Origin of the sequence: Paenibacillus sp. FSL R10-2199 (assembly GCF_038000235.1) — a bacterium.
Lineage (GTDB): Bacteria > Bacillota > Bacilli > Paenibacillales > Paenibacillaceae > Paenibacillus_AQ > Paenibacillus_AQ phytohabitans.
On the sequence record NZ_JBBOBO010000001.1, the window covers coordinates 3820437 to 3832963 of the forward strand.

Here is a 12527-nt window from a genome sequence, read left to right on the forward strand (position 1 = left end):
GGATAAGATCTCCCTTTGCATGAATTTGGATAGGGTTTATAGCGTAACGCCGGTTTTGAAAATAGCCAGCTCGCGCACTTCATTCTGCTCGTTCCGTGTTTTTTGGCCGCTGGCGACATCAATGATATAAGTGATGAATTCCTCCAGCACATCGGCCATCGGTGTTTCCAGCAGAGGACCGGCGTTGAAGTCCATCCAGTGGCCTTTTTTGGCAAAAAGATCGTTGTTGGTGGCCACCTTCACCGTAGGTACGAAGCTGCCGAAGGGCGTTCCGCGTCCGGTAGTGAACAGCACCAGCTGGCAATCCGAAGCAGCGAGAGCGGAGGCGGCTACCAGATCGTTGCCGGGAGCCTGAAGGAGGCTCAGCCCTTTTTTGCGCAGCTTCACGCCATATTGCAGCACATCGACCACCGGCGAAGTTCCGGCCTTCTGGGTGCAGCCCAGCGATTTGTCCTCCAGGGTGCTGATGCCGCCGGCTTTGTTGCCTGGAGAAGGATTCTCGTATACAGGTTCGCCGTACGAGAGGAAATACTGCTTGAAGTTATTGATCAGCGACACGATCTCTTCATAGACCTCATGGCTTTCTGCACGCGCCATCAGCATCTTCTCTGCACCGAACATTTCCGGCACTTCCGTCAGCACCGAGGTTCCGCCCTGGGAGATGATGAAGTCGGAGAATGCCCCCAGCAGCGGATTGGCTGTGATCCCGGAGAACCCGTCGGAGCCGCCGCATTTCAGGCCGATGTTCAGCTCACTGAGCGGAACCGGCTCACGGACATCGTTCTTCGCAGCCTCATACAGCTGCTCCAGCAGTTCAAGGCCGGCTTCTACCTCATTGCCCACCTCCTGGGCAACCAGGAATTTCACCCGTGACTCGTCATAATCCCCCAGCATGCTGCGGAATTCAGCGACAATGTTGTTCTCGCAGCCGAGCCCGAACACGAGCACCCCGCCGGCGTTCGGATGGTTGACCGCGTCGAGCAGAATGCTGCGGGTCATGCGGTGATCATCGCCGAGCTGCGAGCAGCCGTATGGATGCTTCAGCACCGTGAAGTTATCGAAGCCGCCAAGATCGGGATGCTCAGCCTTGAACTCCTGCAGCATTTGCTCGGCAATCCCGTTCACACAGCCCACAGTCGGGATAATGAACAGATCATTACGGATGCCGACCTTGCCGTTACTCCGGCGGTACCCCTGGAAGGTCAGATCACGCCGGGGGTAGGTAACCTGGTGAACATCCGGCACATACTCATATTCCTCTTCGCCGGACAGATTGGTCTTGATATTATGCGTATGAATCCAGTCTCCAGCGGCAATCGGAGCGATGGCATGGCCGATAGGATAACCGTATTTGGTGATAACCTCATCAGTCTGGAAATCAGTCAGGGCAATCTTGTGGCCCTGCGGAATATCCTGTGCTGCCTGAAGCGTCAAGCTGTCTATGGTGAGCTGCTCCCCGGCCGATATCGGCCGCAGGGCTACAGCTACTGTATCTCTGGGGTTCATTTTCATTAAGTGCTTCATGTTGGACCCTCCTAAGTTTTGTTAGTTATTGCTTTAGCCGACAAGCTGCTGCAGAGCGGCGCGGGAATCCTGCTTCTCCAGCTGCTGCAGATGGGCGTTAATTTCAGCTTCCAGTCCGGGCAGCAAGGACAGATCCTGTCCCCACAGGCTGGTGTTGCTGAGAATAGTGCTTGCGAAGGTTGCCGGATCACTCCATGCCTGTGTGAAAATCTCCAGGATTTCCGGACTGTCCTGCAGCGGCACACGGTCACCGCGGTAGCTGAGCAGGAGAGCGGCGAAGGCGAGCGTTATGCGCTCCGGAAGCTTGCCGCGTTCCTGCTGATAGCGGAGCAGCACCGGGAGCAGCCGGGTTTTGAATTTGGAGATGCTGTTCAGCGAGATGGAGGTCAGCTCATGGCGGATGAACGGATTTCTGAACCGTTCCTGCACGGCACCGGCATAGGACAGCAGCTCTTCAGCAGGCAGATCCAGCATAGGAATCAGTTCATCTTCGATCAGCTGCTTCACGAAGCGGGAGAACGTTTCGTCATTCATAATATCCTCAACGGTTTCCAGACCCGCCAGCAAACCCAGAGGAACCATAGCCGTATGAGGCCCGTTCAGCAGATGAACCTTGCGCTCGCGGTATGGAGTCATATCAGGGGTGACCACAACGTTCAGTCCGGCCTTGGCCAGCGGCAGCCGTTCAGTAAGTGATTCCGGTCCTTCAATGACCCAGAACAGGAATGGCTCAGCCGTAACCATCACATTGTCCAGATACCCCAATTCAGCTTCCAGCTCAGCGGCCTTATCACGCGGGTAACCCGGAACGATCCGGTCAACCAGACTGCAGCAGAAGGTATTCTCCTCCTTCAGCCATTGCAGGAATTCCCCGCCCAGATTCCAGTCAGCGGCATATTGCTGCACAATCTCCTGCAATTTCTCGCCGTTGCGGTCGATCAGCTCGCAGGGGATGATGACGAAGCCTTTTTTGCCCAGCTCGAAACGGCGGTGGAGCAGCGCAGTCAGCTTGCCCGGGAAGCTCTTCGGCGGCGTTCCGTCTGCACGGTCGCCCGGTAGATAGGCAATACCGGCTTCCGTCGTGTTGGAGGTGATGAATTCCAGCTCATCATTCTCAGCGAGCGCAAGGTAACTCCCGTAATCGCTATAAGGGTTAATCACGCGGCTGACCGAAGAGATGATTTCCCGCGAGTTGACTGTCTGGTTATCCATAATGCCGTTCAGCAGCACGGTGTAGAGATTATCCTGGGCGGCCATGAATCCGCCAAGCCCCTGTTCAATCGGCTGTACCAGCACTGCGCTTCCGTTGAACAGGCCTTGGTTGTTCATCTGCTGCAGCTGCCAGTCCACGAAGGCGCGCATGAAATTGCCTTCACCGAATTGGATCATTCGCTCGGGATGCAGGGTTAACTCCGGGTGAGTGCTTCTGGATAAACGGTTTGTCATAATGGTCATGATCTCCTTTTAAAATATAATGTCATAAATGCACACGTTAACATTTTATTTTAAGCAAACCCGGAAATGACGTCATTGTAGACGTTATTCGTGTCTGCTGAAAATACAAAACGGGCAAGCTGGATAACCCGGTACATACCGTTAATTCACTGCGGCAGAACCCTGCGCTCAGATCTTGGCGACAGTATCGCGTACCATGAGGCCGGTCTTGACGAATAGCTGCTGCGGCTCTGTTTCGGGCTGGATCAGCAGCTGAATCAGCATTTTCATACCGAGTTCACTGATCTCTGCAATGGGCTTGCGGACGGTGGTCAGGGCAGGATTCGTATAGCGGGCGAACATAATGTCGTCGAATCCGATCAGGGATATCTGTCCCGGCACATCTACCTTATGGGCATAACAGGCGTTCATCGCGCCAATGGCCATATCATCGTTGGAGCAAAATACAGCGGTAGGCTGATCCTCAAGGCTGAGCAGCGCCGTCATCGCCTCATAGCCGCTCTCGATGCTGTAATCCCCTGAAGCGAAATAATCGGGATTCAGCTCCAGACGGCCTGCAATCAGGCTGTCCATGAACCCTTGTTTGCGTTCGCTGGACGATTTGAAGCCGGGCTTCCCTTCAATAATAGCCAGCTTCCGGTGCCCTTGAAGCACAGCGTAATCAATGGCTTCCTTCACGCCTTCGCGGTCATTGGCTACAACATTCATAATGCCCGGGTCCTCCAGCTGGCGGTTCAGCACCACAAGCGGTATGCCCATCTTCTTCACATGATAGATGAAGGCATTATCCTCATCGCTCTGGCTCATGACCAGAATGCCGTCGAAACGCTGGGGCTGAATATTGCTGAAGTTATGGACACCGTCTATTCCGTTAACGGTCAGATTGTAGTTCTCATCCAGGATATGCGTAATGCCTTTGATAGCATCAACCAGGAAGCTGGCTGAAGTACCCTGCTCAATGCTTGAGAAGAACAGCCCGATGGTGAACGATCTCTTCGTAACCAGACTCTTGGCGCTGTAATTCGGCACATAATTCATTTCCGCGGCGATTCGCTCAATCTTATCCCGGGTGACTTTCTTGATCAGCGGGCTGCCGTTCAGCGCTCTGGATACAGTCGTGTGGGAGACGCCGGCGACGCGTGCAATATCTTTGATGGTAATCATGACATCTCTCCGGGAAAATAGAATTGTTAACGATTTCAGTTTAGTGCTACAGCCGCGTCAAGTCAAGACTTTATTGAAATGCACACGTTAAAATTTTATCTGGAACATTGCTGCGGCCGGCGGTATAATTTACGTGTCAAGGACTGCCGGTTTGAACAGAACCTATTTCTTAAGGGGGACGATAGCAATGCTGGTGGGCAAGCGGGAATTTTGCGATTACCAGAGTATCCAGGCAGCGGTAGATGAACTTGAACGGGATCTGCTGGAAAAGCCGGTGACCCTGTATATTATGTCAGGTGTATATGAAGAGGAGGTAAGAATATACCGGTCCAATCTTAATATAGTGGGCATCGGGGAAGTGGTAATCACCATGAACAGACATGCCAAGGAGCTGGACGAGTCAGGAGAAGAGCTGGGTACCTTTGCTACACCGACACTGTTCCTCGGCGGCCGGAGGCTGATGCTTGAGAACCTCATTATTGCGAACACAGCAGGGCAAGGAAATGACATCGGGCAGGCTGTAGCGGTATCGGCCCATTGTGATGAGACCTTATTCCGGAGCTGCAGCTTCAGGGGCCATCAGGATACGCTGTTCACCGGACCGTTGCCGCCGTATACCAAAGAAGGCAAGGCCTTTGGAGGCATTCCGCTTAAGGAGCAGCACGCCGTTTGCCGCCAGCTGTACACGAATTGTTATATCGAAGGAACGATTGATTTTATTTTTGGCGGAGCAGCAGCTTATTTCGAGCATTGTGAGATCCGCAGTCTGCGTCATTATAACGACGGGCCGGGTTACATCACAGCGGCATCCACGCCGAAGCATCAGGAGTATGGCTATCTGTTCAACGAGTGTTATTTTACGTCGGACCCGGGGGTTAGCGGTGTCTATCTGGGACGCCCGTGGCGCGGATACGCCAGAACGGATATTGTGAATTGCCGGCTGGGCGGGCATATTCATCCCTCCGGTTGGGACCCCTGGGGGAATCCCCGGAATATGCAGACGGCCATTTACCGGGAATACGGCATAGCCGGTGATGATCCGGTGCGTTCCAGGCGTGCAGCCTGGGCATTTATTCCGGAAGAGAAGGAAGCGGCGGCAGGCAAAGAGCGGTTTTTTACCGGGACGGATTTCTGGACAATGGGAGGCGTGGAGTCTTCTAAGCGCTGAAGCAGCATGAAATAAGTTGACTACCCGGAAGGCGATTCTGCGGCCTGCTATCAGGCAAAAGGCGTATACATGAGCAGGTCATGTATACGCCTATTTTGAAATTCACTTCCCCCAGGCAGGAGAACTCCGGCCAGAAGGGGAAAGTACAGCATAGGCCTGTTAGCGGCGTGAGGCTTGATTGTGCTGGAATTTGGTAATATCACGGGCATAATGCGAGACAGTGCCGTCGAATCTTTTGAGCCGCACATATTCCTCGGAGAACTTCTCTACAATTCCAACTCCAACCTGGGAGTACATTCCATCGGGGTCAAGCTGCAAGGCGGACACGAAGGTCTGCGATAAAGCGGCAACCCAGAAATCAGCATTTTGGACAAGTGTCTGCGGCATAATCCCAGCCCCTTCCATGTGTAGTATAAATATAACGGTGCAGAATCTTAAACACTATTCTACGACAGACAGCGGATTTTGAAAATAGGATTTCCTTTCTGAAATAGTTGAAAATTTTCCCCTGGATTGTGCTTGAAGGCCGGACGAAGGATGAAGGTGGCTGTTCCCTCGTGAGTGTTGGGAGAAAGACGGTTTATACTACGCTGGCGGTACTGGTTATGGTGAACAATAAATATAGGAAATAAGGTGGAGGGCAGTATGGAAGCAGAAACGCGGCAAGCACGGGAGATATTCATCCGGTATCTGGGCAGCCCGGCCCAAATGCACCGTGAAGGTGCCCTTAAGCAGTACAAACAATATGGCATTGTCCGGGAAATGGAGCTTCAATGGTTTCAGGAGATGATCGCGGAAGGGTGCGGGCGCCTGTCGATCAGGGACTGGGAGGCTGTTGCCGGGCTTGAAGCCTTGTCCAAGAACTATCAGGACCCGGTCATTGTGGACAAGACAACTTCTTTCGCCTCCCGCAACCTGATGAGCGCAGACAGTATAGTCAGACTGATGTATGCCGAAGCTCTGGTAGAAATCATCCGCGCCCATAAAATGGTGATTAACCGCGAGCTGCTGTTCAGCGCCTGCCGGGTCGCCGTGCAGCTGCTTGAAAGTGTGGTAACACAGCCGCTGGTGACAGACCCCGGCCATGAGCTGCAGCAGCTCGGACTCAAGGACAAACGGGCGCTGAACAGCCGGGCGAAGAAAGGCATTGAAGAAGTGGAGCGCCTGATTAACTGACCGGCATAACCGTTATTATGGAAGGGGAAACTCAGATGCAGATAAGAACCGAGACAGCGCAGGATTATATTCAAGTATTTGAACTGAATGTCAAGGCGTTCGGGAACCGTGAAGATGAATCCAGGCTGATTGAGCGGATCAGAGCTTCGGAGGAGTTCGTGCCGGAGCTGTCCATTGTTGCCGAGCAGGATGGTGCTGTAGTTGGGCATATTTTATTAAGCCGTGCCAAGGTATTGGACGGGAATCATTCACAAGAAGTAATCGTACTTGCCCCCATCGCAGTCGATCCGCAGATGCAGCGTCAGGGAATTGGCGCAGCACTGATCCGCGAAGGCACAGAACGCAGCAGGCGGCTGGGTTATGAAATAATTCTGCTGATCGGGCACCCAGGCTATTATCCCCAATTCGGCTTCACGCCCGCACGCGCCTATGGCCTTGCGCTGACGCAATTCACTGTACCGGATGAGGTGTTTCAAGTATACGGGCTGCAGGAAGGGGCGCTGGAGAAGGTGAAGGGCGAGCTGATCTATCCGGCGGCATTCTTTTGATACTTGAAGACCAATCAGCCTCACACAATACAATACATTACCGAACTTAACGTGACATAAGGCTGTCCAGTTTGTTATGTTACGCTGTTCTGACAAGTGATCTGAACACAATCAGCAGGAGGAATCATAGGATGGCGGAACCATTAAAAGCAATGTACAACAAGGAATTCCTGCGCAGCCTCGGCACTAAGATCCATGCCGTATACGGTTCGTTTGATGCGGAGGACTTCACCGCTGCGGCGATGAAAGAGCCTTGGGAGGAACTGGAGCTTAAGGCGCGGATGCGGCGGATCACGGAGACACTGGGGGCATTCCTGCCATCATGTTATGAAGAAGCATTAGATATTTTGTACGCCATCGATAAAGACTGTGTCGGATTTCCCTATCTGATCTTCCCTGATTTCGTCGAGGTGTTTGGCGGCAGGGAGGAGCACTGGGAGTTGTCCATGGCGGCGCTGGAACGGTTCACGCCGAAATCCTCGGCAGAGTTCGCCGTCAGGCCGTTCATGCTGCGGGACCCGCAGAGGATGATGATTCAGATGCTGGCCTGGGCAGAGCATCCGGATGAGCATGTGCGGCGTCTGGCCAGCGAAGGCAGCCGGCCCCGTCTCCCATGGGGCCAGGCGCTGCCGGTGTTCAAGCGCGATCCGTCCCCGGTGCTGCCGCTGCTGGAGAAGCTGAAGGCGGACCCGTCGCTCTATGTACGCAAGAGTGTCGCCAACAATCTGAACGATATCGCGAAGGATCATCCGGCCGTCGTCATTGAGACAGCCCGCCGCTGGAAAGGCAACAATGTGAATACGGACTGGATTGTGCGGCATGGCTGCCGGTCGCTGATCCGTAAGGCGGACCCTGAGATTATGGAGCTGTTCGGTTATGCTCCTGAAGAGAGCGGTGCGCCGCTGGTCACCGCGGCTGTCCTCGCGGCAGAACCGGCTGAGGTGCGGATCGGTGACCACTGCGAACTGCAGTATGCCCTCACGATCCGGGAAGGTGAACCGGTGCGTATCCGCATTGAATACGGGATAGACTTCGTGAAGGCAGGAGGAAAGACCTCCCGCAAGCTCTTTCTGTTGTCAGACAAAACCGTCCCCGGCGGTTCCAGACTGGCTGGTGTACGGACGCACCGCTGGGCCGACCTGACCACACGAAGGCATTATCCCGGACAACATACCGTGACGCTGCTGGTAAATGGCCGCGAAGCGGCAAGCACAACACTGCTTCTCGAACCTCAGAATGAAAGGGGAACGGTTCAATGATTACGAACAATCTGTTAATCAAGCTGAAGGATGGCAGCCCGGAGCGCATTGCTGAAGCCCGTGAAGTGCTTCTGGGCATGCGTGGTCAAATCGCGCATATCCATGAACTGAAGGTGGAGGTGGATGTCCGCAGCGGCGCTTACGATCTGATGCTGATTGTGCAATATGAGAGCATGGCGGATCTGGAAGCCTATCTGGTTCATCCGGTGCATGTCAGGGTTTCGGAATACATTACTGGTGTTCTGCAATCGGCAGCTTCCTTTTGTTACGAATCCTGATTCTCTAAATGTCAGAGATTCAGCGAATCTTGAGGTTTATGCGGATTATCCGCAACACCGCCTGCACCTTCCCGCACAACAAAGCGGATGTTCCGCAGCCTTTCACTCAGGGCTTCCGGAACATCCGCTTCTTTATTTCAGCCAGCTGTGTCCGCCGCATTATTTATGCGCAGACCCTAGCCGCTAATCCTTGATATTACCGGCCATCTTAAGCCGTTTGGCAATCTCCTTGAATTCCTCGGCCGAGATCCCCGGTGCGAATTCCTCCTTGGACTCAGGGGCCTCAGGAATCGGAACACCTTCAGGCACGCCCTGAATAACCTCAAGCGGAAGCCCGTCCTCTGGATGGGTGCCCTTCCAGATCTGGTCAATGGAGCTGAAATCCTTATCGCTCCAGGTGTACAGCTTCGTATGCACGCCTTTTTCTTCATACTTTCTGGCTTCATTGAACGATTTATTGTCCAGGGAAGGGATCGGCACAAGCTTGGTTACATTGACGCCTGTGGCAATCTCCAGTGCCTTGGCATAAGCGACCACATGAACGCCTCCACGGACAAGGAGGAAACCGACAACAGCACGCGCAGCCGGATGGTCGGTCATTTCGTAGACCTTCATTTTATGTGTTCTGGCCCCGCATTCCAGGAAGAAGTTATGCAGCAGATCTTCCACCAGGTTGCCGCTGTTGAACACATTGGCCCCGGTCCAGGGGTTACCCATCGAATCGAACGGCATGGCACCCTGGGCTCCGGCCAGGAAGTGATAGGACAGCCGGGCATCTTTTACAGCATCCAGTGGAGTAGAGTCCGGCTTCTTATAATCCGTGGAGCCTCTTAGACATTTGTTTACAGCATGAGAGACGAGTTCGACATGGCCTAACTCCTCTGCAGTAATGCTCATAACCAGATCGTAAAAGGGCTTCAGCTTCTCCTTGGAACGGAAGTTAAAGGACTGATACAGATAGTTGTTGAGTGTTGACATCTCACCAAATTTACCGCCAAGCAGTTCCTGTACAGCCGCAGCAGCATTCGGATCTGGTTTCTCGACGTCCGGGATTTCAATCATAATTTCATCCATGCGTTTGAACATTGGCTTGTCATCCTCCTTAGCGCTTCAGCAGTCTTGATATTGCTGTACAGCCCTAAATTAAACGCAATCCTTCATGCTCAAACACATCAACGGGCCGGAAGCTGTACATGCAGCTCATGATTGTTCTTCGTTTCCCGCGCAGCCATTCCCAGGACATAGCTTCTAGTCCCGCTGGCGGGGGCCTTCTGCCAGAGGCGGTAGCCTTCCGTGGCGATTACAGCTGCATTGTCAGTACTGGCGGTCCCTGCAAAATAAATCTCATTCAGCCGGCCGACCACATCCGCCATCGCATTCAGCTCGGCATCCGAGTAATTAGCATACGCTGTGTCCGCGGTCAAACGGGAATAACTGCGGGTCGCGGAGCGCTTGCGGAAATTCGCTTCACTGTAAGTGTTGAACTGCAGCAGATTCTGATCTGTGCTGCCCGATGCTGCGGCCCACAGCTCCATCCCTAATTTAGCTGTATTGTAATCCAGGGTCTGATTGGCGGCTGAATAGTTTAAGATGCCGTATTGATGCGGGAATACCGATAATGCACTGTCTGCGATGTCATAGATGCTGTTGCCGTCCTTCTGATATTCACTTATATCCTGAATATGAATGTGGCCGCTGAGTGTGGTATGGATATTATTGCGCAGCAGGGCGTCAATAACCTGCCCGTTATCATCGACAGTGAAGCCCTCCTGGATGAAGTCACTGTGATCCAGCAGGCTATGGTGCATGACCGCTACGATCTGCGCACCTTGTGCCGCAGCCATTTCACCACACGCATCAATCCATTTCAGTGTCGAAGCGCTCACCTTGCCCTCCAATTGTGGATTTCCCAGATCCTGATTATTTTTGTATTGTGCAGTATCGAGCATGAGCAGCCAAAGATCATCTGACGGGGCAGCCAGATAGCTCAGCGAGTCCTTATCCTCCAGCAGCGCTTCATCATAACCGAAGCTGCCATAGATCTTGCGGAACTGTTTGGCGGTAACGGAATCTGCAGAATATTGGCGCTTACCCTTAAATTTACGGGCCCAGGGATTCTGGATATCGTGATTGCCGGGGATCACATATACCCGGGTCCCGGTCTCCTGTTCAATGGTCTTCAGATGTTTGGCCAGGTCCTTATGGCTGGCTTCTTCACCGTTGTTGCTGAGATCTCCGCTAATGATGACGGCATCGGGCTTGCGGATGCCAATGTCGTATCCGAGGGCTTCCATCATTTCGTTGCTGTATCCCAGCTGTTTACCATCCCCGGCAGCCAGAAACTGATTGAAGGCAGGCCCGAGATCCCTCAGGCTTTGCGATAAATAGTGTGTGTCGGTAGTCGTAAGAATACTAAGATCATGGCCGGACTGTATACGGTATTGCGGTGGTTGTTTCTCTTCTTGCCCGCTGCAGGATGATGTGAGCAGCAGCAATAGGGAGAGTATGACGGACTTACGGACGGATAACATGGGTTCTGCACCTCTTTTCCTGGTAAAAACCGCAAAAAGGTGTCCCCGGCAAGATTGCCCTGAAGGGAACACCTCCTGTACAGAATAACTTATTTCTTGACTTCAGTCACACCGGTTACCTTACCTTGGTCAGCGGCCGTGTAGGTAGCCTGGTATTTGGCATCCGAGAAGTAGACATTGCCTTCAATGGTAGCATTCACAACGGCGAAGCCGTCAGCTTCTACGTAGACATCCCCGACAAAGGTGCCGCCCTGAATACGGGCATTTTCACTGCGGATTGTCATTTTTGGAGCGGTAAGTGTGAAGGAATTGGTGATGTTGTGATCTGCATCCTGGGTATAGAGCGCGATTTTGCGGGCCGGCTCTTCCTTATTGATGAACTGTCCGTCTACCACAAGCTCTTCCGTGAAGGTCAGGTCGTTCAGGACTGCGGCGATCCAGTGGCCGTCTTTGCTGATCGCCTTCTTGAAGGCTTCATTATTATCAACGACGGAGACCGATGTTACAGCATCCGGTGCTTCGGTGGCCGTGGCCGTATTGCCGTTATTTGCGGACGTGTTTGTATTTGCCGCATTGTTGTTTGCCGAGTTGCCGCATCCGACGAGCAGGGTCAGAGTGAATACGGCTGCTATTGCTGCGAGCTTTCTCATGTAAATAACCTCCTTGGGGTGTGTGTTGCTGCAGATTTGTTTTTCCTTTAAAATTAATATAGAATGATTAGTGCGGAATTAATGTGATTTAATTCACAATAGCATAATAATATTTACCGATCGTTCTATAAATGGTAAAATTGACCCAGAAAGGAGCATGATGATGGCGAGAAGCAAAGAATTCGACATTGATGACGTACTATTAAAGGCGATGAATATCTTCTGGCAGCAGGGCTATGAGAAAACCTCGATGCAGGATCTTGTAACCGGCATGGGGATTCACAAGAGAAGCATGTATGACACATTTGGAGACAAGCATACTTTATATATAAAAGCACTGGAGCGGTTCGCAGCCATCAACGCCTCCCGGATGGAGGGCCGTATCGAAGGCATTTCCTCTGCCAAAGCTGCAATCACCCTGCTGTTCGAAGCAACGATCCACAGGAGTGAAGACGAGCCCAAGGGCTGCCTGCTGGTGAATACCGCAGTGGAGCTGTCCAATCATGATCCGGAAGCAGCAACCAAAGCGAATGATGCTTTTCTGAATACCGAACATCTCATCGAACGGCTGATCCGGCACGGACAGGCTAGCGGAGAGATCTCCAACCGGCATGAGGCCTCTGCGCTTGCTGCTTATCTGCACAATGCCCTCGTCGGGGTGCGGGTCATGGTCAAAGCCACCCGGGATATTGACAAGCTCCAGACTATCGTCAACACTACGCTTGCTGTACTGGAATAATGCGGCCTTAATAGTATGAACGCGCCTGCTGGGAA

General features: G+C 52.8%; 13 protein-coding genes. 6 read left to right on the top strand and 7 right to left on the bottom strand.

What is annotated here, in order from left to right; all coding sequences use genetic code 11:
• Window positions 1–36 precede the first annotated feature (36 nt).
• From NYE33_RS16275 to NYE33_RS16285, 3 genes are all read right to left on the bottom strand, one after another.
• Window positions 37–1524, bottom strand: coding sequence for a UxaA family hydrolase (locus NYE33_RS16275; RefSeq protein WP_042138808.1), 1488 nt, complete (start codon window positions 1522–1524; stop codon window positions 37–39).
• Window positions 1525–1557: 33 nt separating this feature from the next.
• Complete coding sequence (locus tag NYE33_RS16280; RefSeq protein WP_341066677.1) at window positions 1558–2970, bottom strand: tagaturonate reductase; 1413 nt, start codon at window positions 2968–2970, stop codon at window positions 1558–1560.
• 177 nt (window positions 2971–3147) lie between these two features.
• The gene (locus NYE33_RS16285; protein WP_042138806.1) at window positions 3148–4143 is read right to left on the bottom strand and encodes a LacI family DNA-binding transcriptional regulator; all 996 of its coding nucleotides are present in this window, start codon (window positions 4141–4143) and stop codon (window positions 3148–3150) included.
• 187 nt (window positions 4144–4330) lie between these two features.
• Here NYE33_RS16285 and NYE33_RS16290 point away from each other — a divergent pair, with 187 nt between their 5' ends.
• The gene (locus NYE33_RS16290) at window positions 4331–5311 is read left to right on the top strand and encodes a pectinesterase family protein (RefSeq protein ID WP_341066678.1); all 981 of its coding nucleotides are present in this window, start codon (window positions 4331–4333) and stop codon (window positions 5309–5311) included.
• A 159-nt stretch (window positions 5312–5470) separates the two neighbouring features.
• Here the strand turns inward: NYE33_RS16290 and NYE33_RS16295 are convergent, their stop codons facing one another.
• Entirely contained in the window at window positions 5471–5698 is a 228-nt protein-coding gene (locus NYE33_RS16295) for a hypothetical protein (RefSeq protein ID WP_052421961.1), read from the bottom strand.
• Window positions 5699–5956: 258 nt separating this feature from the next.
• On the opposite strand from NYE33_RS16295, the gene NYE33_RS16300 reads away from it, so the two are divergent.
• The 4 genes from NYE33_RS16300 to NYE33_RS16315 all read left to right on the top strand — a co-directional run bounded on the left by NYE33_RS16300 (window position 5957) and on the right by NYE33_RS16315 (window position 8572).
• Complete coding sequence (locus NYE33_RS16300) at window positions 5957–6487, top strand: hypothetical protein (protein ID WP_042138804.1); 531 nt, start codon at window positions 5957–5959, stop codon at window positions 6485–6487.
• A 35-nt stretch (window positions 6488–6522) separates the two neighbouring features.
• A complete protein-coding gene (locus tag NYE33_RS16305) occupies window positions 6523–7035 on the top strand; it encodes a GNAT family N-acetyltransferase (RefSeq protein WP_042138803.1) in 513 nt (170 codons plus the stop codon).
• A 131-nt stretch (window positions 7036–7166) separates the two neighbouring features.
• On the top strand, window positions 7167–8294 hold the full coding sequence (locus NYE33_RS16310) for a hypothetical protein (RefSeq protein WP_042138802.1): 1128 nt from the start codon (window positions 7167–7169) through the stop codon (window positions 8292–8294).
• Window positions 8291–8572, top strand: coding sequence for a Dabb family protein (locus NYE33_RS16315; protein ID WP_042138801.1), 282 nt, complete (start codon window positions 8291–8293; stop codon window positions 8570–8572). Before NYE33_RS16310 ends, NYE33_RS16315 begins: the two co-directional genes overlap by 4 nt.
• 183 nt (window positions 8573–8755) lie before the next feature.
• On the opposite strand, the gene NYE33_RS16320 is transcribed toward NYE33_RS16315, so the two are convergent.
• From NYE33_RS16320 to NYE33_RS16330, 3 genes are all read right to left on the bottom strand, one after another.
• Window positions 8756–9658 (bottom strand): manganese catalase family protein, encoded by a 903-nt coding sequence (locus tag NYE33_RS16320; protein ID WP_039295366.1) that lies wholly within the window; start codon window positions 9656–9658, stop codon window positions 8756–8758.
• Between the two features lie 86 nt (window positions 9659–9744).
• Window positions 9745–11103 carry a metallophosphoesterase gene (locus tag NYE33_RS16325; protein WP_341066682.1) on the bottom strand — a complete coding sequence of 453 codons (1359 nt, stop codon included), beginning with the start codon at window positions 11101–11103 and terminating at the stop codon, window positions 9745–9747.
• Between the two features lie 89 nt (window positions 11104–11192).
• Window positions 11193–11753, bottom strand: a complete 561-nt coding sequence (locus NYE33_RS16330; protein ID WP_042138799.1) for a hypothetical protein — start codon at window positions 11751–11753, stop codon at window positions 11193–11195.
• A 157-nt stretch (window positions 11754–11910) separates the two neighbouring features.
• On the opposite strand from NYE33_RS16330, the gene NYE33_RS16335 reads away from it, so the two are divergent.
• On the top strand, window positions 11911–12492 hold the full coding sequence (locus NYE33_RS16335) for a TetR/AcrR family transcriptional regulator (RefSeq protein ID WP_341066684.1): 582 nt from the start codon (window positions 11911–11913) through the stop codon (window positions 12490–12492).
• The last annotated feature ends 35 nt before the right edge of the window (window positions 12493–12527 follow it).